The sequence below is a fragment of the Paenibacillus xylanexedens genome (genome assembly GCF_001908275.1).
GTDB classification, from domain to species: Bacteria; Bacillota; Bacilli; order Paenibacillales; family Paenibacillaceae; genus Paenibacillus; species Paenibacillus xylanexedens_A.
Genome location: NZ_CP018620.1, coordinates 5964590 through 5985469, shown reverse-complemented (window position 1 = coordinate 5985469; position 20880 = coordinate 5964590). Strand labels below are relative to the sequence as shown.

At 44.0% G+C, this 20880-nt stretch carries 19 protein-coding genes; 12 read left to right on the top strand and 7 right to left on the bottom strand.

Annotation, left to right across the window (positions count from 1 at the left end; genetic code table 11):
* Window positions 1-112: 112 nt before the first annotated feature.
* Entirely contained in the window at window positions 113-724 is a 612-nt protein-coding gene (locus BS614_RS26135; protein WP_074096087.1) for a TetR/AcrR family transcriptional regulator, read from the bottom strand.
* 318 nt (window positions 725-1042) lie between these two features.
* Here BS614_RS26135 and BS614_RS26130 point away from each other — a divergent pair, with 318 nt between their 5' ends.
* Window positions 1043-2338, top strand: a complete 1296-nt coding sequence (locus BS614_RS26130; protein ID WP_074096086.1) for a hypothetical protein — start codon at window positions 1043-1045, stop codon at window positions 2336-2338.
* A complete protein-coding gene (locus BS614_RS26125; RefSeq protein WP_074096085.1) occupies window positions 2301-3521 on the top strand; it encodes an SIR2 family NAD-dependent protein deacylase in 1221 nt (406 codons plus the stop codon). The genes BS614_RS26130 and BS614_RS26125 overlap by 38 nt, the downstream gene beginning before the upstream one ends.
* 49 nt (window positions 3522-3570) lie before the next feature.
* On the opposite strand, the gene BS614_RS26120 is transcribed toward BS614_RS26125, so the two are convergent.
* On the bottom strand, window positions 3571-3786 hold the full coding sequence (locus BS614_RS26120; protein ID WP_074096084.1) for a helix-turn-helix domain-containing protein: 216 nt from the start codon (window positions 3784-3786) through the stop codon (window positions 3571-3573).
* A 109-nt stretch (window positions 3787-3895) separates the two neighbouring features.
* Between BS614_RS26120 and BS614_RS26115 the strand changes: the two genes are divergently transcribed.
* From BS614_RS26115 to BS614_RS26100, 4 genes are all read left to right on the top strand, one after another.
* Window positions 3896-4165 (top strand): hypothetical protein, encoded by a 270-nt coding sequence (locus BS614_RS26115; RefSeq protein WP_074096083.1) that lies wholly within the window; start codon window positions 3896-3898, stop codon window positions 4163-4165.
* A gap of 199 nt (window positions 4166-4364) precedes the next feature.
* Window positions 4365-5402, top strand: coding sequence for an ROK family protein (locus BS614_RS26110; RefSeq protein ID WP_074096082.1), 1038 nt, complete (start codon window positions 4365-4367; stop codon window positions 5400-5402).
* A 306-nt stretch (window positions 5403-5708) separates the two neighbouring features.
* Window positions 5709-6908, top strand: a complete 1200-nt coding sequence (locus tag BS614_RS26105; protein WP_074096998.1) for an MFS transporter — start codon at window positions 5709-5711, stop codon at window positions 6906-6908.
* A 197-nt stretch (window positions 6909-7105) separates the two neighbouring features.
* On the top strand, window positions 7106-7489 hold the full coding sequence (locus tag BS614_RS26100; RefSeq protein WP_074096081.1) for a YhfM domain-containing protein: 384 nt from the start codon (window positions 7106-7108) through the stop codon (window positions 7487-7489).
* A 174-nt stretch (window positions 7490-7663) separates the two neighbouring features.
* On the opposite strand, the gene BS614_RS26095 is transcribed toward BS614_RS26100, so the two are convergent.
* Window positions 7664-8269 (bottom strand): DedA family protein, encoded by a 606-nt coding sequence (locus BS614_RS26095; protein ID WP_036617246.1) that lies wholly within the window; start codon window positions 8267-8269, stop codon window positions 7664-7666.
* Window positions 8270-8661: 392 nt separating this feature from the next.
* Between BS614_RS26095 and BS614_RS26090 the strand changes: the two genes are divergently transcribed.
* The 4 genes from BS614_RS26090 (at window position 8662) to BS614_RS26075 (ending at window position 13628) form a co-directional block, all read left to right on the top strand.
* The gene (locus BS614_RS26090; RefSeq protein ID WP_017687001.1) at window positions 8662-8964 is read left to right on the top strand and encodes an AbrB/MazE/SpoVT family DNA-binding domain-containing protein; all 303 of its coding nucleotides are present in this window, start codon (window positions 8662-8664) and stop codon (window positions 8962-8964) included.
* The gene (locus tag BS614_RS26085) at window positions 8961-9296 is read left to right on the top strand and encodes a type II toxin-antitoxin system PemK/MazF family toxin (protein WP_074096080.1); all 336 of its coding nucleotides are present in this window, start codon (window positions 8961-8963) and stop codon (window positions 9294-9296) included. Before BS614_RS26090 ends, BS614_RS26085 begins: the two co-directional genes overlap by 4 nt.
* A 299-nt stretch (window positions 9297-9595) precedes the next feature.
* Window positions 9596-12763 (top strand): GNAT family N-acetyltransferase, encoded by a 3168-nt coding sequence (locus BS614_RS26080; protein WP_074096079.1) that lies wholly within the window; start codon window positions 9596-9598, stop codon window positions 12761-12763.
* Window positions 12750-13628: an amidohydrolase family protein gene (locus BS614_RS26075; protein WP_074096078.1), complete on the top strand. Its 879-nt coding sequence runs from the start codon at window positions 12750-12752 to the stop codon at window positions 13626-13628. Before BS614_RS26080 ends, BS614_RS26075 begins: the two co-directional genes overlap by 14 nt.
* A 127-nt stretch (window positions 13629-13755) precedes the next feature.
* Here BS614_RS26075 and BS614_RS26070 read toward each other — a convergent pair whose 3' ends face one another.
* Window positions 13756-14706 (bottom strand): phosphotransferase family protein, encoded by a 951-nt coding sequence (locus BS614_RS26070; RefSeq protein WP_074096077.1) that lies wholly within the window; start codon window positions 14704-14706, stop codon window positions 13756-13758.
* A gap of 103 nt (window positions 14707-14809) precedes the next feature.
* Here BS614_RS26070 and BS614_RS26065 point away from each other — a divergent pair, with 103 nt between their 5' ends.
* Complete coding sequence (locus tag BS614_RS26065) at window positions 14810-15973, top strand: iron-containing alcohol dehydrogenase (RefSeq protein ID WP_074096076.1); 1164 nt, start codon at window positions 14810-14812, stop codon at window positions 15971-15973.
* Window positions 15974-16127: 154 nt separating this feature from the next.
* Here BS614_RS26065 and BS614_RS26060 read toward each other — a convergent pair whose 3' ends face one another.
* Window positions 16128-16553, bottom strand: a complete 426-nt coding sequence (locus tag BS614_RS26060) for a hypothetical protein (protein WP_074096075.1) — start codon at window positions 16551-16553, stop codon at window positions 16128-16130.
* A 275-nt stretch (window positions 16554-16828) separates the two neighbouring features.
* On the opposite strand from BS614_RS26060, the gene BS614_RS26055 reads away from it, so the two are divergent.
* Complete coding sequence (locus BS614_RS26055) at window positions 16829-18886, top strand: methyl-accepting chemotaxis protein (protein WP_167544421.1); 2058 nt, start codon at window positions 16829-16831, stop codon at window positions 18884-18886.
* A gap of 100 nt (window positions 18887-18986) precedes the next feature.
* On the opposite strand, the gene BS614_RS26050 is transcribed toward BS614_RS26055, so the two are convergent.
* Complete coding sequence (locus BS614_RS26050) at window positions 18987-19373, bottom strand: RidA family protein (RefSeq protein WP_074096996.1); 387 nt, start codon at window positions 19371-19373, stop codon at window positions 18987-18989.
* 8 nt (window positions 19374-19381) lie between these two features.
* A complete protein-coding gene (locus BS614_RS26045) occupies window positions 19382-20767 on the bottom strand; it encodes an amidase (protein WP_074096074.1) in 1386 nt (461 codons plus the stop codon).
* Window positions 20768-20880: the final 113 nt, after the last annotated feature.

The following is a 20880-nucleotide window of genomic DNA, read 5'->3' as shown; positions in this document are numbered from 1 at the left end:
TTTGAGTCAAAAAAATAGGCTGATCTATGATGAGGTTTTTTTGCGTGCAAACCAAGTGAAGTTGATCTGATCTGCACGCTTTGTCAACACAGTTTAAGTGATGAGAGGAGCATTATTCGTTGAGACTCTTCATGCCGTACAGTCTGTATACATACAACGCATCAAAGATTTGCTTCCGGCTGTCCTCACTCATCTCTCGCTTCAATAGATCCAGGTTCATGTCGATCACGTTGTGTGCGAGGATGTTCAGCAAGATCAGGTTCTCCTCGGTGCCAATCTCATACCGTTTATATTGGTTCTTGAGGTAGGCCTTCTTGGTTTCGATCATCAGCTCAACAAGTTCATTCTTGGCGTTGGTGTAAATGGTGCCTTTACTCTTTTCAAAGATAATCACGATCTGATTCCGGTATTTCCGTAATACGTTCACCTGTTCCTGCAACAGCGCTGACTTTCGCTCGCTATCTGTTTCCTCGAACAAGGTCTGGTTATCAAAGTGAATCGTCTCCACCAGCACATTTTTCAAATAATCCACCAGATCCGGCGGCACGACGGCGTAGAATAGTTCCTTCTTGTTCTTAAAATAAGTATAGATATTGCCCACGGAAATATTGATCTCATCCGCGATATCGCTCATTTTGGCATCCACATAGCCTTTTTCAAAAAAGACTTTGAGCGCCGCATATTCAATCTCTTTCCTGACTTCGTCTTTCTTGGCTTGCACCATCGGGAACGACTCCTTAATAGTGAATGGTTGGTTCGTTATTAGATTAGACTTTTTTGAGGGAGGTGTCAAATGGGAGGTGCATTACTTAAGTATTGCTTCTAGATATATAATAATCTGTAATAAGGGTATATTTAGAAATTATAGATAAATGATAAAAATATAGATTTGAAATTAATATTTAGGTTTTAATTCAAATATAGACTTTTATTTATAAAAGTAAAATTCTAACAAACATATGCTCTCTTGGTAATACAACTTTATTGTTATAAGATGATAGTACTTTAAGGTATGCATGTAAAAAACAGATGGAGGCATTTTATGGAACCAGAGAAACTGTACATTTTTAATGGAAAAAAGTTTATTGACCATATTAAGCCTGAAAATTTTGTGAAAAGATTAAACACGGAGTTAAATATAAACGAAAATTCAGATGAGGGTTTCGCAGTTCTATACGAAAACCTGATTAATAATCATAGAAATCTAAAGAAAGATTTTGATAAAATTTTTTTTGAAGAACTATTTTATGGTAGGCTCACTCATACTTATATTCATAAGATTGCTACAAAAACTCTTCATCCTAAAGAACTTTTCCTAAAAAGGGTTGAAAAGATTATTGATGGATTCAAAGCGAACGTCACGAATGAACTACATTCTTTTATGACGACACGAGGATTCTATATTATGGATTTGCTTCATGTAACAAGAACAGATGCTAGTTTTATGGCGGGATTTGATTACACTGAAAAAGAAGGTTTGATTGAAACAGTTAGGTTTCTTATTGGTCGGAACGTAATGAGAAAAAGAGTGCAAAAGAATAAACCTAATGAAACTGTTCCTGAGTATTTACTAGCAGGAGTGGAAATAGACTTTAATAAGCAAAGTATTTTGGTACTGCATAAACATACAACTAATGTGCAAGATGAAGCAGATAATGAAAAAATGAATACTCCCTCAATCTTATATAATTTCATAATGGAGAAGGTAATTAACCCATTAGGTATTGATATTGAATTTTCACAGGAAAAAGATCAGGAAGGGATGTCAACTTTCTGTAAGTTCTTGTTTAATAAGCTGATTGATGATGTTAGAACAGATTTATATGAAAAATCGAGAGCTGAAATCAATAGATTTAGTACAAATGCAATAATCTTGCTAAACGATTGTAAGAACCCGGTTACTGAATCCCAGCAAAAAGAGCTTGAAGCAAAAGTTTCAGCCCTTCTTTTAGGGATTTATATAATGAATAGCATTAACGAAAAAGAAATGAGTCTAAAAGCCAAGTCAATGGGTCTTCAAGGATATCCAACTAGGATCTCTTATAAAAATTCACGAGCAAATAAAAGTTCTACAGGAAATACAAGAGCAGATAAATCTATTGCTAATGCAGATACTCTATATAGTTTATTGACAGATTTCGAAAGTACCAAGTATTTAGAAAGTTGGTCTATGTCTTGGTTTACTGAACCTAATAAAGGTTCAAACATTGATACGATTCAGACTACTATAGAAGCGAAAAAAAATTATTTTAAAGTAATTTTTGGTGCTAAACGCCATTTGAATAAGGAGATCATCCACAATGTTATTGACAACCTTAATTCCTATAGAGTTTATTGACAACTCTATTCCAAAGATAATTAGATTTTTAGATGAAAATCAAGTCCATGGATTTAGTGATGACTTCATAAACGAGCATTTTGTTGAAGAACATTTCAAACAAATGATAATGTGGATCTTGGAACAAAGCTCCAGAACTATTTACTATACTTGTGATTTAGAGAACAATGAATTTGGCTACGTTTCAGAACAAGAAAATGAATCCTGTAGTGTTTGTGGCGAACTGGTCACCAACAGACTTGCACATGATTTAAGTAATTTATATACTTTACCTTCAGAAAATGTAGAAGCTTTAAAACAAAGCATTAAAGAATACCAACGGAAGAAATACTTTTATGCACCAACCTACGATAATCTTCAAGACTTAAAAGAGGAGCAAAAAAATCTTGTGCCGTTCATAGGGGCAGGGCTTTCAGTTCCATTAGGCCTGCCAAATTGGACTCAACTACTAAAAGAGTTGGCGCCAAAGTTTCCTGAGGAACATCAACGTTTAACATACTTAGAATATACAGAATCAGGAGATCTTCTTAAAGCATTGAGCTATTTAAAAGAAAAATCTACACGTTTGAATCGAGACGATCAAATAAAAGATAAAATTATTGAAATTATCAAAGCTTCAAAGAATAATGATGTACTTGTAACGGAACATAACATAGGGGATATACTAAAACTTAAAGCAAGCGTGTATATTACAACAAATTACGATCATTGTATAGAGGATTTTAGCTCCCAACAAAACAGTTACTGTCCTCCATTATGTTTGCAAGATATCGACAATATGCCAAATCTCTTCAGTGCAACAGGGCAAGTTCTTCATATACACGGTCACATTACTAGAAAAGAAACGATGATAGTGACTGAGGAAGATTATGCTAAGCTATATGAAGAAAAGGAATTAATGGACAAGTTAAAAGTTATTCTGGCTAGTAGAACTTCTTTCTTTGTTGGCTTTTCTTTTAACGATAAGTTCTTCGAAGATATGTATGAAAAATTCCATGATGTGTTTAAAGGGCACCATTATATGGTGATAGCAAATCCTACTATTGAAGAAGTTAGAAGATATAATCGGGATAAGGATATTAGAGTAGTTGGTTTAAATCTTGGAAAGAACGAAGATGGTTCAACAAACTATAATGATTTTATCCCAGCATTCAGGACTCTTATTAATTATATTGTAGAATAAGGTTATTCTGACTGTTTATGCGTAATTGGATTCAAATAAGTTTAGAAACCTAAATATCCCGAATCTCAATAATTTCCCTAATATCATCAATATCCAACGCTTCTGCAATGCGCTCAATATGAGCAAAGTTGATATTCTCACGTTTCCCAGACTGCAACTCACTCAACGCAGCGTGTCGGATATCAGACAATCTTGCCAGTTCGCGCAGTGAGATATTATGTTTTTCCGTAAGTTTATGAATATTAACAACGACTTTCTTTGCCATGCTGAATCACTCCTAAATTTTCCATATGGTCTTGACGTTACGCATGAGCGTACCATATACTTTTTGTATAACTGGTACTCTTATGCGTACCAATTTTAGGAGTGGTGACATGACAAGTACCAACAGCGAAGACCTCGCTTTGCAGTACGTACAACTCATCGAACAAGAAGACGATTACTTGAGTCAACTGGTCACATGCAACAAACTCATCCTAGATGCCATGGACATAATCGCCAAGCGAGCAGGAGTCTTGCACATGGACACAGTAAAACAGGCTGCGTATCACCTTCATGCCATGGAACAGGATCTAAACCGCAAGTTATTTGAAGTTCGACTGGAGAAGAGCATCTTGGCAAATCAAATGAGCCAGTCTACATAAAGTCAACTTAACTAAAGGACAGTGCAGGATCACACAAGATGATCTTGAACTGTCTTTTTGCCTTCCCATCGAAACGTTTTTCCCTCCGAATTAAGCATTGACTTTCTTCCCAAATCCCCCTACACTTCAATTATTAAAATACTTTTAAAAACATTCATTGAATGGTTCGAAATGAACGAAAGGAGGCATATAACTTACTATGTTACCCACATCACACAACACCCAGCAGGTGAAGCGCATTAACGTTGAACTTGTGAAGAATACACTCCGATCAATGGGCGTAGGCACGAAGGCTTCCATCGCAAACCTAACAAAACTCAGCGTAGCGACATGCGGCACGATCCTGAACGAATTACTCCAAACGGGCGAGATTATCGATCTGGGTCCAGACGAATCAAGCGGGGGAAGGCCAGCGAGTCGCTATCAGTTTAATGCGGAGTACGCCAGCGTACTGTGCCTGATTATTCGAACGGAGGGCGGTATTCACTCGATCACACATACATATGCCAATCTGAACGGAGAGATGACGGAGGAACAAACACTCTTTTTGGATGAGATTAATGTCACGGGGGTAGAGGATCTGATTGCGAACCTGATCGAACAACATCACAATGTGCTGGCGATTGGTATTGGCATACCTGGTGTGGCACACAACGGCGTGATTGGGATCTGTGATGTACCGGAGCTGATGTATCAGCCACTCGGGGCAAGGCTTAAGGAGCAATATGAAGACGTGGAAGTGGTCATTGGCAACGACATGAACCTGACGGTCTACGGGCTGTATAACCAGCAGCAATTTGAGGAAGAGAAGAACTTTGCGGTGGTGACGTTTCCGGAGAATCATTTTCCGGGTGCAGGCTTTATCATTGATGGTCGTCCGCTGACCGGGAATACGCAATTTGGGGGCGAGGTGTCCTTTTTACCTTTTGGCGTGTCACGAGAAGAGCAACTGCGCATGTTGAAAACGACAGAGGGTTTGCAGGAGCTCGTCGTACAGACGCTTGTATCCATCATCGCGATCATTAACCCCGCTACGATTGTAGTCACAGGGGATACGACGGACCCTGCTATGAGGGATGACCTGACGCAAGGTTGTCTGGATCGAATGATTCCACTGGAGCATATGCCGGAGTTGATTATTCAGAGAGACACTCGGCGCGAATATGTGACTGGTCTAGTCGCTGTTACACTGGAGAGCCTGACCTACCGCATTCAGGTTATTGAGAAGCAGTGGTAAAGGAAAAAGGAGCTTTTACGAGTATTCTATTTTTAGGAATAAAGCTTAACCATGTTTCCTATTTCAAATGTACAAATCATTGACACGATAACGTAGAGGGCAGAACCAATCTGAAGAACGCCTTTATCACTGTATTTTCACCTTTAGGAACAAATCAAAAAATACAGGGATAACAGCGGTCGGAAGATGGTACTGCAATCGTAGTTATAACGTGCAATCATTTTCCTGAACACACTGGAGGAACTTATTTTGAATCAGCAAGCAGGTACGCAAGGGAACAAACGAAAGTTCAACAAGCTGTACGCCATGCAGCTGGCAACGATCTTTCTTGGATTTATCGTATTCGGTATATCGGAAAATATTAAGGGGCCGGCCATTCCGCGCATTCAATTCGACTTTAATCTGGATGAGAAACAGCTCGGGACGTTATTGTCCCTGAACGCACTGGGTTATCTGATCGCCTGCTCCTTCACGGCTATTCTGGTTCGCAAATGGGGCATCAAGGCGGTTAGCATCATTTCGTTTACATCCATGATCCTATCGGGTGTGTTCATTTATGTGTCTCATACCTATCCACTCTTTGCTTCATCGTACTTCTTCATGTACATCGGTAACGGCATGCTGGAGATTGCTTTGGCGATTCTGGGTGCACGGATTTTTGTGAAAAACACAGGCACGATGATGAACCTGTCCCATTTCTTCTATGGGCTGAGTTCAACGGTAGCACCTTTGCTGGCAACAGGTGTCATGTCCTTGAAGGTGTTTGGACACGAACTGGACTGGCGCGGCATGTATCTGGTGATGTTGTCACTCTGTCTGCTGCCGATTATTGCGGCGCTGCGCAGCAAATTCCCGGGGGACGATCTTCCCCATGAAGATCGGACTTCACTGAAGACGTTAACACGTGATCCTGCCCTTTGGCTGATGGTGCTCATTCTTTCTTTTGGCGTGGTGTCGGAACTGGCGGTTGGGGGTTGGCTGGTTAATTTCCTGGAAAAAGCCTACACGTGGGACACGGTCAAAGCCTCAGGGTTATTATCTGCATTCTTCCTCACGTTCTCGCTGGGACGACTGCTGCTTGGACCATTGACGGACCGGATCGGATTTGTATTGTCACTGATTCTGTTCTCGGCTTTCTCGGGAGTGTGTACGTTCGTGGCGCTTGCAGGGGGAGAGCGACTTGCGATTTTCTTTGCGATATCTGGCGCGGGAATAGCGATGATCTATCCAACAGTTATGGCGTTTATCGCACGCAGATATCCGAACGGCAGTGACACCGCGATTACATTCACGGTTACCTTGATGGGGGTTGGCAGTGTCATCGGTAACTATGTGATTGGCTGGGTGATTGAGGGCGTGAAGAATTTGTACGGTTCAACGACTCAGTTGGGACTGCTGCGTGGACTTCAGGCGGGATATGGATTCATTGGTCTATGTGCTGTGATCTGTGCGGCATCTGGCGTAGTGTTGTATATGTATTTGAAAAGACGACAGGAACTGATTTAAATACTTAAGGCATAAAAATATTGAAGAAACATGCGAAAAAAATAATTTAGGATCTTTAGATGAACTAATTACCTGCAGAGAAATAATTATGGATTGTTGTATAAACCAAAGCAATGAATAATTTTTATTGGCTCTTTTCTCACTTAAACATTAGAGTGGGAAAAGAGTTTTTTTATGAACAAGGAAGGAAATGCAAAATGAAAAGGATAGTATTATTGTTTTTAATTTGTTTATGTCTCCTTATCATTGTAGCTTGTAATCAAAAAAACAATGACGATGTTGTGGCAGAGATAGAATATCATAAGGAAGGAAATGTAATCAAAATCACTCAAAGAGACACTGTTAATCAAATTCTAAATATTTTAGAATCTGCTCAAAAGAACAAGAAGGTTATTGATGTAGGGAAAACAGACGAAAAAATAGTTGTTAATTACAGTAGCAATGATATCAAAATTTTTGATCTGTACATCGATTTTGATAAGAGTGTCGGTATGGTCGTAATGGAATCTGACAGCAATTATGCTTATGAGCTATCAAGTCAGTCTATAAAAGACTTAAAAACAATTCTAAAAGGGACTTAAAATAGAAATTAATTTTTCTATCAGTATCTTATTAGTTAGATACTCATTAAACCGATAAAACCCCACTGATCCTTAGGATCGAGTGGGGTCTTACATATAATCAGATGAATTTTAGCATACGACTATTTCAAAAAATCATCAAACTGCGCATCTCATTTCCTTACTTAAACAAGCCTATGACTTGTTCAAAGCCGTTCTTCTTTTCCAACGTTTCAAAAGCACGTAAAATCCAAAAGCACCTAAGAAAATAACCGCTGCCGGAACGATATAAGGCTTAACAATCTCGTCCACGTGCTCCCATTGAGAGCCTAATTTGAAGCCTAAGTAAATGTACAATGAGGTGATCGGGAGCATGGCCAAGAATGTAAAGATACTGAACTTAAACACATTCATCTTCGCCATACCGCAAGGGATGGAGATCACAGTCCGAATGCCGGGCACAAAACGTCCATAGAAAGCTACCCCGCTGCCATACTTCTCGAAGAACTTATCGGAAGCGTCTAGATGGTGGGGGCGAATCAAGAAATACTTGCCGAATTTTTCGACCATCGGTCTGCCGCCGTATCGTCCCAAGGCATATAACGTCAGAGGTCCAAACGTACCTCCTACGGTACCAGCGAGTATAGCCAGCCAAAGTTTCATATCCCCAAGATACACCCAATATCCCGCCATGGGCAGTACAAGTTCAGCAGGTACGAATTCAAACGACAAGGCAATAACCAGACCTGCGTATGACAAATCTTTAAAAAAGAGTATAAATTGCGTGATCCATTCTGTCATGCTTTCCCTCCATGAATCTATCTTTTTTATATATAAAAGAAACACTCCTGTACAAAGAGTAACAATAGCGAATAGAGCTTGTCAAAGTTCACATGAATGTCCATTTCAGGACACACTGCGGCAATATGTTTACCCGTACATAAGGCCTGGATTCATTGACACTTCATACAGAAGTGGATACCAGCTGTTTTTCATTGTTGGGGATGATCTGACGGGGAACCCTCGTTTCGACCAAACGAGGGTTTTTATATGTTCATTTTGCTTTATAGCAATGGTATATCTATTCGTAATCATAGGCTGTACAATCATTATTTTATGGTTGAATACAATGTATCCTTTTATTGTTTCATGTATATCATATAGATATACAACTGTAGGGAGGTGAGGTATAATTGGAGCATCAATCAAACGAAAGGCGTGGGATTGCCATGACTACAGCCACACTTAGCAAATGGGGAAATAGCAGTGCAATTCGCATTCCTAACCAATTGCTTAAGCGTCTTAATCTGGAAGAAGGCTCGGAAATCGAGATTTTGGTGACAGAAGATAATGAATTGTTGTTGCGTCCAAAAACCAAGCCTGTAGAGTCCAATGAGGAACTACGTAACCATCTAAAGACTTTGCTCTCTAAAGTGAAACAGGATACAAGACATGAAGAAATAGACTTTGGTACTGAAGGGAACGAGTTACTTTGATTATTCCCAAACGAGGCGATCTGATATGGCTTGACTTTGATCCTCAAGCGGGTCACGAGCAAGCCGGGAGACGACCGGTTATTGTTCTATCGGAACTTGAATTCAATGAAATAACGGGTTTTGCCGTTGTATGTCCCATAACGAGTCAAGCCAAAGATTATCCTTTTGAAGTTACACTACCAGAGGAGCTGCCATTTTCAGGTGTTGTTTTGACGGATCAGTTGAAGAGTCTTGATGTGCGGCAACGACGTATCCAAATTGCGGGGCATACCGAACCAACCTCTGAATTTATGAAATCAGTTCTACGCAATGTCCGTTCTATATTGGCATAATTGAAAATTAGTAGCTGATCATATTCCTAAATCCACGTCTAACTAAAAGACGTGGATTTTTTCTTTCATGCCTAAATAGATTGGTCCATCCTTGACGCTTCTAACAAGAGCTTCCGAAAGGCACATATAAGTTGGAAAGAAAGATTTTTAATTCTCTGAAAATGCTTCCATTTATAGTATGATAAGACTATCGCTAGCTTCTTCAAACATGGCATGTATTATCTCTGCGGCTATCGGGCAAAGGCCATATCGAAAGTTCACAAAGACCATCCTATAGATAAAGATAAGGAGATCCAAATATGACAGTAACTTCGATTATTGATCAAATCCATATTATTGAATACGACCCCTCTTACGCTGCCGCACTTGCGGATATGTGGAACCGTAGTAACGAAAGCTGGGGAGGTGGCACCAACCTTAGAACAGAGGAAACAGTTCGCCGGGAGATGGAGAGTTCGTCCAATCTTTATGCATTTCTAGCTGTTCATGAGAAAGAGGTTGTTGGCTTCTGCAGTTTTGCTCATTACCGCTATGACGAGAGAGCCCTATATGTACCGCTGCTTAATGTACGTCCTGACTATCACGGTTACAAGGTTGGACGCAACCTGATCCTGAATGCTGTGCGCAAGACCGTGGAGGCCGGATGGCCTCGCCTGGATCTGTTCACGTGGGCAGGGAATACGAAGGCTGTACCGATGTACAAGAAATGTGGATTCTTCTGGGAGAAAAAAGATGATAATGTGCATCTGATGAATTTCATCCCTACCATCTTGCAGACCGAAGCACTCGCTCCTTATTTCGAGGATTTAGATTGGTATGCAGACAGCACGCGTGAACTCGTGATCGAGCCGGATGGCCGACGAGAGCGTGGTTTTGATTTCTTTGACTACACGTGGAAAAAGGGAGATGTCTCCCTGCGGGCTGAATTTGAAAAGTCGGGTCGCGGACTGACTGCTCTCGAAACACCGGATTACGAAATCTCAACAGAAGTCGATGATCATGATCTGGTATTCGGTTCCAGCTATAAGGTTTGCTATCGCATTAAGAACAATTCAACTTCCGAACTGGCGATTGAGATCAAGGGTGAAGATAACAAAAATATTCGATTTGCGCTGGACGTTGCACGAGCAGTGGCTCCGGGAGAAACCATCACCGTGGAAGGTGAGTTTCACCTTGATCCGATTACAGAGGAACAGAATAACAATAAGACCCATCCCGTTGTTGCCACCACATGGTTGATCGGAGGGAAGAAAGCGGAGTTTCGATTGGGTATTGCCCCGAAATTCCCGGCCAAGATCAAGACTATCTTGCCTGTGAAGGAGCTCTATCCAGGTATCCCGGCGGAGTTGGTTTTGAACGTGGAAAATAATGTGGATGCAGAAACGGAATTCAGCTTGGACCTGCCTGAGGATGAATTCCTTGAATGGGCGGAGCGTGCGGTGCGCTTTACGGTGCCTGCCAAAGGCAAAGTATCTGTGCCAGTACCTTTCACCTTGCGTTCGTATGGTCTCTATTCCCAAGAAGTAGAAGTGACGGCAGTCCCAGCGGGGAACCATGCGATCTCTTTTACAAGCAAACTTTCTGTACTAATGAAGGGAATCGAAGGGAAATATGGCGGGCAGATTGAGGATCAATGGGTGGCTGTTAATGGCGCATTCTCTCTTCATATGAGCAAACAAGATAATAACATGTGGATTGAATATCCGGGTTCCCGTCATTCGTTCTGGTGGACTTATCCGAAGCTGGGTAAGCCGTTTGCCGAAGAGTTATCCAAGAAACAAGCAAAAGAAGTGAATATCTATCCCGAAGGTGAACGTCAGGTTCTTGAAGCACTGTATGATTCGGAGGATTTCCTTGGCTTGCAGATCAAGTCGGTGGTCAAGCTGTCTGCGAATGGAGTCGTCGAATTCCACCACGAGGTTGAAAATACACGAGACACCGCCTGGGAAGAGGACCTGTACCTAATGAATAACTTCGGTTTCTACGGAAACCGGTTAATCCTCCCGTACCAAGATCGTTTTGTGGATATGGGGGATTCTTACGCTGGCGATCCGAGTCATTGGGACAGTTCACAGATTACGGAAAACTGGCTGTTTTGCAAGGAAGAGTACGGCGCGTGCGGCATCTATTGGGACCCTTCTCTGAAGCTGCTTCGTCCGGAATACACGCTGGGGTTGCAGCATGAGCTTGGACGTTTGGAAGCTGGGGCCGTTGTGCGGACCAAGGCAACTGTATATGCTTTGAACACGTTTGCCAAGTGGCAGGATTTCCGTGCGTTTGCCCGGAAGCAGCGTAACCCGGTCATTGAGTTGCTGGACAATCATCTGGATCTGACACTGAGTGAGGGGAATCCATTTGCCCCAGACGTGCTGCAAGCAACGTTGACTGAACATAAACTGGTTTCGCTTGCGGGCAAGCTGGAGCTGTATGTACAGCAGGGTGGCAAACCGGAGGTTATGGCCAATGTGAAGGAATTCAATCCGGAGCACAATCTAAACTCCGCCGAGCTGACATTTTCACCAGACGAAGCGGACCGAGACCAGCACGTGAGTGGTTGGAAAGTTCGTGGGCTATATCGGGGCGAAGATCGGATTCAAGAGCGAACGGCCCTTTGGTTCCCGCAGAGCAAAACAGAGATTAAGCAGATAATTGAAGAAGGTTCATCTGGACCAGTGTACACCGTAGACAATGGAGTATTGTCGATCTCCGTTGCCCCTGACTTCGGAAGTGTAGTACACTCTCTGAAAGTTGCAGGAGAAGAATGGCTTGACAGCTCGTACCCTGAACCGGCTCCACGCTCGTGGTGGAATCCGTGGTACGGCGGGCTGGGTGTTGGGGTTCCAGGCATGAATGGCTTCAGCCGTCAGTTGGAACAGAGAGCCGCTTCCTGGACAGAGCAGAAGGATCAATACGGCAACGTCTGGAAAGGCATAAAGCTGACCACCCGAATTGAGAAGCATGAAGCGAATCGTGGGATCACGATCCACCAACATTATCTGATGCTGCCGGGTGTTCCTGTGCTCTGCACCCTGCTTGAAGTGACAAACGAAAGCGGCCTGACGCTGACGAATTACTCGCTTGCGGAGGAACGTTTCCTCCAGCCATCCTCTGTCTTTGCGGAAGGTTGGATTGAGCAACCGGGTAAAGATCGGTTCCCGCTAGGCAAGGTGGATGTGGGCCTGCCACTTGAAGACCTTTTGCGAGTCGGATCGGTTTCGCGTGAAAACATGCTGCATGCGGTCCATCGTTACCCGAATCAGAGTGCATGGGCTTTTGCCAATAATCAGGTGACGGGTCTGCACGTGAATCATCATCTGACAATCAAGCACGGGGAAACAGTCTGGACGGAGCCGAGTTATCTTGTCCTGGGACAGATTCCACTGAGTTCACCGGATGTACGTGACCTTCTCAAACTGAATTTTGCAACTTCTACCGATGAAAAGGAGGCTCCACATGCCGATCATTGATATTCATATTCACCTGTCGGACATAGACAGCTTTCACCAAACAGCGATTGATCTGTCCAAAGTGGATTACTCTGCCGCTGGTCTTAAAGCGGAGTTTGATAAAAACGACGTCATTCTGGGCATCGGAATGGGGGTTACGGAGCAGACAAAGGGATCGTTCCCGGATTCCAGTTCCCCTAACCCGATGGGACTGGACCTGGAAGAGAAGGTTCCGTCATTCCTCATGGAATGTGTGGGGATCAATCCCAATGCGCTGGACGGTAAAAACGCTCAGGACGAGCTTGACCGGATTGAAGCTAGACTGCAATCCCCGGAGGTAGCCGGAATCAAACTTTATGCCGGATACTATCATCACTATGTGTATGACAAAATCTATACTCCGGTCTATGAACTCGCAGCCAAGTATAACTTGCCTGTCGTGATTCATACGGGCGACACGTACTCCATGAATGGATTGCTCAAGTATTCGCATCCACTGACGGTGGATGAATTAGCCTTGCAGCAGCGCGGTGTGAACTTTATGATCTGTCATCTGGGTGATCCCTGGGTGATGGATGCAGCAGAAGTAGTGGCGAAGAATCCGAACGTGTATGCGGATTTGTCTGGTCTTGTGGTGGGGGATCGGCCTCATTTTGAACGGTTCATGAACGAACCTTTGTTCATGGATCATTTCCGCCGGGCTTTGGTCTATTCGGATCATTACGAGAAAATGCTGTTTGGCACCGACTGGCCGCTTGCGCCCATCGATCTGTATGCCGAATTTGTCCGCCGACTTGTACCGGAACAGCATCATGATAAGGTATTCTACGAGAATGCCTTTGGGCTGTTTCCACGTATTGGACAGCGGATTGCCGATCTGGGTTAGAACCTAAGTACCGAATTCTTAATATCTGAGGGGATGTAGACCATGTATGTCACGGAAGCATGTGATGTTTATGTTGAATCCCCGTGATGTAAGCTCCTGCCACTTTGCTGGCAGGAGCTTTTTTTGTTCAGGAGAACAAAGGTTGAGTAACCATTTTCATATACTTTTTTAAGTCGTCTTTTGCATGTGGGTATTGTTCCCAAACCCCAAGGTTCCAACTCATATAACGGATCCCGAGATATCGGGATGCCTGGGAAAAGTACTTTTCGAATTGATCTTGTGGAATATCGTATCCGTGAGAACCTAGGGCCTCCCGATAGATCTCAACTTGTCTCAAATGTGTACAGCGCAGAGGGATATCAAAGAATAGGGAGCCATACCTTGCTTCCTCCCAATCGATAAAATAAACATCCTCGTTGTTGTGTACCAATACATTGCCAGGATTCAGATCATTATGAATCATCGTATGTGTGTGTTCATCCTTAATGAGAATTTCAAGATCATCTACAATATGACTTGCTACAGCTTCAATTTCCGAAATGAGCGGTGATCCGAATTCCTCAATGAATGATGGGCTTTTTATGGCGGTGTTCCACAAAGGTCTCCAGCGTCTTTCCATCATTTCGATGATATGAGATCGATCCACAATAGGTACCCATGGCAGTTCTTTTTTTGACCCCATATTCGTTCCATGTATGTAAGCCAGTGCTCGTAATTCTTTATTCTGAAGCAGGTCTATATCCAGATGACTATAATCGGTTTGGTAGTCCACATCCTGAATGCAGATCAGACTGCGATCTTGAGTGTGAGCTTCATTCGATAGATGATAGGGTACATTGGCGCCCTGTAAAAATAATCTGGACAAGGCAGAGCGTTCAATGAACGTGGCCTTCTTTGTCACGAGAGAAATATCCCTGTTCACTCCATTTACAAGGAATTCAATATGATGTCGAAGCAATTCAACGGCTTGAAGTCCCGCACCGACAGGGTTACTTTTGATACTTCGAATGTGAATATCCGAGGATACATATTGATTAATGGTTTGTTTTATTAATTGTTGTAATGTGATAGACTCCATACTTATCTGTTATCTCCTTCTTGCCTGTATTTGTTTTTACGAATAAAGAGAACTATAATGGTGGATGCACAAAATTTCAGACTTCTTTGGAGGAACATACGTTATGAGATCTTTTCAGTTTTATAATCCGACCCGGCTGATTTTTGGCAAAGGGCAACTTCAAGCACTTCAAACCGAAGTTCCAAAATACGGAAAACGTATTTTGCTTGTATATGGTGGTGGAAGCATCAAACGTAGCGGGCTGTACGATCAGGTAATCAGCCAGTTGAATGAAATCGGAGCAGAGGTTACGGAACTGGCTGGTGTGGAACCGAACCCTCGTCTGTCTACGGTTCATAAGGGTGTAGAACTATGCAGAACACATAACATTGATCTGGTTCTTGCGGTTGGCGGCGGCAGTGTACTTGACTGCGGGAAAGCCATCGCAGTAGGAGCCAAATACGATGGAGACATGTGGGATGTTGTTGTGCGCGAAGCAACCCCGGAAGGCGGACTTCCACTGGGTACAATTCTAACGATGGCAGCGACAGGGTCCGAGATGAACAACGGTTCAGTAATAACCAATCAGGACACACAGGAAAAATGGGCATGGTTTAGCGAGTATTCTTTCCCGGCGTTCTCCATTCTTGATCCGGAGTACACATACACCGTACCACTGGATCAGACTGTATACGGCATGGTGGACATGATGTCTCATGTGTTTGAACATTATTTCCATCTGGATACGAATACGCCGGTTCAGCTTGGGTTCTGTGAGACGATTCTTCGTACCGTCATTGATACGGCCCCTCGTCTGATTAAAGATCCAGAAAACTATGAACTGCGTGAAACCATTCTCTACTGCGGAACAATGGCGCTTAACGATGTCCTGAATATGGGTCTTGCCGGAGATTGGGCTTCTCACAATATAGAACATGCCGTTTCGGCCGTGTATGACATTCCTCATGGGGGAGGCCTTGCAATCCTCTTCCCGCACTGGATGAAGCATAATCTGGATGTGGATGTAGATCGATTCAAACGTATGGCCGTTAATGTATTTGATATTAATCCTACTGGAAAGTCGGACAAACAAGTTGCTGAAGAAGGCATTGAAGCGCTGCGTACATTCTGGACTTCAATTGGTGCCCCTAGCCGTCTGGCGGACTATGACATCGACGACAGTCAGATTGATGTGATGGCTGATAAAGCGATGCGATTCGGTCCGTTCGGATTCTTCAAAAACTTGCAGCGTGAAGATGTAGTACAAATTTATCAAGCTGCACTGTAATTGTAAATCCCACAATCACTTTGTATAGTGAGTCACATTAAACAAGGACCTTCCTTTAATACTAAGGAACGTCCTTGTTTTTTTATTATGGCATCATATCTTGTGCGCTCTACCTTTTTTTCTGGACTTTAATGTCATGTGATCTCCTTTCGAATTAATCCTTCGGTTCAACTACGGCTTCATTGACAGGGGTATCCTTTCGTTGCAGATACATCTTGCTTGGACGATGCAAGAGCACGATGAGCAGGGCGAAGAGATGAATCAGGGTAAACAGGTTACTCTCATTCGGAATGGCAACGAATAGCGCCAGACTCAGAAACGTCACGGTGAGCTTGAACTTTCTTTTGGTGATGAATATAACAGCAAGCAGGCTGGGACCGATGATAAACAACATTCTGGCTAAGATTACGCCAGAGGCGTAAGCCAGATCATCTCCTTTGCGTAAGAAACCCAGATAGGCCTCCATGTTCTGGTTGAAGCCAATGAGGAACACGATGAAGGACACAATCACGTAGATCAGTTTCACACTCAATAAAATGCGCACGACATTTAATAGCGTAGGTAATGCTGTTTTTGCCATATCACTTCTCCTATTCGACATTTAATAAAGTAGGCATTTTCGGATTCAATGCGTTGTCCCTTTCCTGCACGATATGTATTTCATATATTATACGATGTTGATGTCATATTTTGTATTAACCCAAAGTCTTCATTTTCCAATCGTTTGCAGTGGCCTTTGACCTAGAATAACTGGGGAAACAGCTTACAGATTATTTGATATCGACCGATATAAAGTAGATACATAGAATTTGGACTTCATAATGACGAAAATGAAAATGGATGGTGAATGTAATCATGGTATTTAGCAAGGCAAGAGAACGCATGCGCAACATGTCGTTCAGAGTCAAACTGCCACTTATGATCAGTCTGCTGGTGTGTATCGTACTGGCGGTAACTGCGGTAGTATCCTATACTGTAGCGGCTGTTATCACACTCGACAAAAGCAAAGATGAGATTAAAGCAACCTCTGACCGGATTGGTGCGGGGCTGTTTACCTCACTGAATCTGGAGGAGCAGTCTACGTTTCTGATTACGACACATCGCACATTCCGTGATTTGCTGGAGATTCGACATACGGCAGGACAGAGTGATGAGTTATTTTTTTCTGAAAATAGTGAATTGCTGGACAAGGCCAATGGGATATTGGCAGACAGCCTGACAGGAATGGAGGGCAACAGCGTTCTTATTTTGCTGGACCGAAAAGGCGTCGTTGTTGCAGCAAACAATCCTGAAGTGGTCGGGGGAGAACGCGCCAGTCGTACGTATTTCCAACAGGCGCTGCAAGGACAGAGTGTCATCAGCGAAGGTGTGATTTCCGAATCTCTGGGGACGCTGGGAATCGTCTTTGCCATGCCGATCTACAATGAGAATCAAGAAGTACAGGGCGTGCTCGCGTCTACTGCTTCTACCTCTTTCTTCGTCAATCAGCTACAGAATATCAATATTAATGATGAGGGAAAAGTGATCATTCTGGACCGTGTAGGTATGGTCATCTACGATTCAGCGGATGAGAAGTTGGCAGGCCAGAAGATGGAGTCCGGCGAATACCAATCATTGATTGATCTTGCTCCTGGCGCTGAACTACAGCAAGGGGATATTAGCACAGATGAGAAAGTGGCGTATTACTCCAAAATCCCAAGATCGGACTGGACTGTCGTTGTTGAAGATAAACTGAGCGATGTGCAGAAACCTTTGCGTGCGATGGCCAAACAGATGTATATTGTTCTGTTTAGTGCTATTGCGGTTTCCGTCGTAGCGGGTATTCTGATCTCTTTGCTGGTAACCAGACCAATTACAAGACTAACTGTGTTGTTCAGACAGCTTGCGGGCGGCGACCTGACGGTGCAGGCTCAAGGTAAATATAGCGGAGAATTCAAACAATTGGTGGACAGCTTCAATACCATGGCAGCAGGCAATAAACAGCTGATCTCCAGCATGAACCATTCCATCGGCATCCTGAAAACTAGTACATCCGAGCTGGAACAGTCCACTCAGCAAACTTCGACCACGATTGCCGAAACAACGACAACAGCATTTGAGATTTCACGAGCGATGGAGTCCCAGGCGAACGATACAGAAGCCATTGTGGACAAATTCATGAATGTTGGTAACAAGATTGCAAACGTGAATGGAATGTCGCAGGCAGTGAAGTTCAAGGCAGATGAAATTACGGATGCATTCAAAAATAATCATGCAGTTATTGATGCGCTTATTGCTGTGAACGGGCGGAACGAGATTGAAGTTGGTAACATCTCCAAAACTACAGTGCAACTCGCCGAGAGTTCCTCCGGCATTCACCAGATCACGGGTACGATTGCTGAAATCGCAAATCAGACGAAGTTACTGGCATTGAACGCTTCGATCGAGGCAGCGAGAGCTGGTGATCAGGGACGTGGCTTCGCAGTCGTTGCTTCCGAGATCCGCAAGCTGGCAGAGCAGACGACAGCTCAATCGGAGGATATCAACCGAATTGTGATGCAGACCATTGAACATGTGGAGCAGAATAACCGGAGTGTTCAGGCTATTGAAGCGATTGCGGAACAGCATAAGAGCAGTGTTAGCCAGACGAAGGAGACATTCAATTTTGTCACCGAGAATATGAATGAGATGATGAGCCAGGTTCAGGCTATTGCCACGGAGATCGAATCCATTGAACGTGATAAGGATGACGTCATTGGAGCTGCACAGAACTTGTCCGCTTCCGGTGAAGAGGTGTCGGCTTCTGTTGAGGAAGTCACAGCAACAATGCAGGAGCAGTCCGGCATGACGGAACATTTGACAGATATGGTGCAGAGAATCGATGAACTGACCAAACAACTTGCCCAAGAAGCATCTCGCTTTAAAACAAAATAGGAATACGAAAAGAAACCCGTTTCTCCAAAGAGAACCGGGTTTCTAGAACAAAAAGAGCACTTGTACCCATCTATGGCTACAGGTGCTCTTTGGTGATGTGTTACTCTCCTCGAATGGAAGGCGCATACGCCAGCACTTCCATTTCAATTAAATAAGGGCCTAACCCGCTGAATACGGTAATACGGGCAGGATAGGGCTGCTTAATCATCTGCGCATATACTTCGTTGTATTCGGGCTGATCCTCGACTCTGGCCAGATGAGTGGTTACCTTCACAATATGATCGAGTGTAAGTCCGGCTTCTTGCAGGATCACCTCAATATTACGAATGCACTGCTCCGTCTGCTCCTTAATGCCGCCGATGGGCTCAAGCGTCTGTGGATCGACACCTACTTGACCTGCGACGTAGACTAAATCTCCTGCACGGACAGCATGGGAGAAAGGAAGCGGGAACTTGGGTGCTGCACTTGCATGTATGATGGTAGACATCGTAGCTGTCATTCCTTTCCTAATGAATGTGTATATGGTGTTAACTGATGCCAGCTCGTAGCCTGCTGATAATGATGAGCGATGGACAACAAGCGGTCTTCTCTCATGAGTGGACCGGCAAGCTGCATGCCGATAGGCAATGGCTTCCCTGAGGTGGTATCAAACCCGATGGGAACGGTGATGGACGGTAGACCAGTATTGGTGAACGGTCCGTTGAAAATCGGGCTGCCCGTCTTGTAGCCATATGGGGCCACATACGGTGTTGATGGAGTCAATAACACATCCACTTCATCGAACAACATCATCATCTCGCTCCGGAATATCGTTCGGATGCGCTGTGCCTGCAAATAATCGACGGCACTCGTCTGGTAACCGAGTTCGAGCTGCTCCCGCATCGTGTGGCCGTAACGATCAGAGGCTTCCGCGAAGCGTTCCTGATGGAAGGCGGCAGCTTCTGCCCGCATTACCGTACGATGAGCAGCAATGGTCTCTTCCATATAAGAAGGCAAGTTAACTTTCTTCCATTGCATGCCCAGCTTTTCAAGTGCAGCGATTGCCGACTCCACCGCTAACAAGATCGCCGGTTCATCAGTCTGGAAGAAGCTGCTCGGCAGACCGATCACCATTCCTGAAATAGGATGCTCAAGAGCACTTGTTAAGTCTGGCTTGCCATAAGGAAGCGTGAAGGAGTCCAGCTCATCTTGCCCGGCCATCGCTTCCAGAACGATTGCGTTATCTTGTGCGGATCGAGTGAAGGCGCCAATATGATCCAGGCTCCAACTGGCTGTGATGACACCGTTACGGCTAACCCTGCCGTAAGTGGGTTTCATACAGGTTAATCCGTTGTATGCTGCGGGTCTAAGCAGAGATCCAAAGGTCTGCGTTCCGAGTGTGAAGGAGGCCATGCCGGCCGCTACAGCAGCGGCGGAGCCTGAACTGGAACCGCCCGGGGTATGTTCTAGATTCCACGGGTTGCGGGTTGGTGGTTCTCCTCCTTGGAAGGCGTATTCCGTCGTTGTTGTCTTGCCGAGCAGGATAGCGCCTGCAGCTTGCAACTTATTAATCACAGTTGCATTCGTTCCGGGTACGAAATCAGGAAAGGTACTTGATCCGGCCGAGGTGCGTATGCCGGCGGTATGGATAATGTCTTTGGCTCCATAGGGAATGCCATGCAGAGGACCGAGATATTCGCCATTCATCAGTTTTTGTTCAGACTCTCTCGCGGCCTGCAAAGCCTGTTCGGCGGTGACCGTAACGAAGGCTTGCACAGCAGGTTCTACTTTCTCAATGCGATTCAAATAGGATTTTGTAAGCTCGACAGGAGATATCAACTTATTTTTTATCAGTGTTGCGGCTTCAGCAATCGTCAGCTCGTTCAGTGGTTTGGTAATCATCGCAGAGGCACTCTCCTATGCGGGGGATTGGGCCCTACTTCTTCTGGCAACTTGAAGTTTCGAATCAGCTCCAAGTCTGTTGTAAATAGGGCAAGCTCCTCGCTTGTAATAAC

Bases quoted from the DNA above. Each gene is read 5' to 3' on its own strand.
- BS614_RS26135 (WP_074096087.1), bottom strand. From the start codon at position 724: ATGGTGCAAGCCAAGAAAGACGAAGTCAGGAAAGAGATTGAATATGCG.
- BS614_RS26130 (WP_074096086.1), top strand. From the start codon at position 1,043: ATGGAACCAGAGAAACTGTACATTTTTAATGGAAAAAAGTTTATTGAC.
- BS614_RS26125 (WP_074096085.1), top strand. From the start codon at position 2,301: ATGTTATTGACAACCTTAATTCCTATAGAGTTTATTGACAACTCTATT.
- BS614_RS26120 (WP_074096084.1), bottom strand. From the start codon at position 3,786: ATGGCAAAGAAAGTCGTTGTTAATATTCATAAACTTACGGAAAAACAT.
- BS614_RS26115 (WP_074096083.1), top strand. From the start codon at position 3,896: ATGACAAGTACCAACAGCGAAGACCTCGCTTTGCAGTACGTACAACTC.
- BS614_RS26110 (WP_074096082.1), top strand. From the start codon at position 4,365: ATGTTACCCACATCACACAACACCCAGCAGGTGAAGCGCATTAACGTT.
- BS614_RS26105 (WP_074096998.1), top strand. From the start codon at position 5,709: ATGCAGCTGGCAACGATCTTTCTTGGATTTATCGTATTCGGTATATCG.
- BS614_RS26100 (WP_074096081.1), top strand. From the start codon at position 7,106: ATGAAAAGGATAGTATTATTGTTTTTAATTTGTTTATGTCTCCTTATC.
- BS614_RS26095 (WP_036617246.1), bottom strand. From the start codon at position 8,269: ATGACAGAATGGATCACGCAATTTATACTCTTTTTTAAAGATTTGTCA.
- BS614_RS26080 (WP_074096079.1), top strand. From the start codon at position 9,596: ATGACAGTAACTTCGATTATTGATCAAATCCATATTATTGAATACGAC.
- BS614_RS26075 (WP_074096078.1), top strand. From the start codon at position 12,750: ATGCCGATCATTGATATTCATATTCACCTGTCGGACATAGACAGCTTT.
- BS614_RS26070 (WP_074096077.1), bottom strand. From the start codon at position 14,706: ATGGAGTCTATCACATTACAACAATTAATAAAACAAACCATTAATCAA.
- BS614_RS26065 (WP_074096076.1), top strand. From the start codon at position 14,810: ATGAGATCTTTTCAGTTTTATAATCCGACCCGGCTGATTTTTGGCAAA.
- BS614_RS26060 (WP_074096075.1), bottom strand. From the start codon at position 16,553: ATGGCAAAAACAGCATTACCTACGCTATTAAATGTCGTGCGCATTTTA.
- BS614_RS26055 (WP_167544421.1), top strand. From the start codon at position 16,829: ATGGTATTTAGCAAGGCAAGAGAACGCATGCGCAACATGTCGTTCAGA.
- BS614_RS26050 (WP_074096996.1), bottom strand. From the start codon at position 19,373: ATGTCTACCATCATACATGCAAGTGCAGCACCCAAGTTCCCGCTTCCT.
- BS614_RS26045 (WP_074096074.1), bottom strand. From the start codon at position 20,767: ATGATTACCAAACCACTGAACGAGCTGACGATTGCTGAAGCCGCAACA.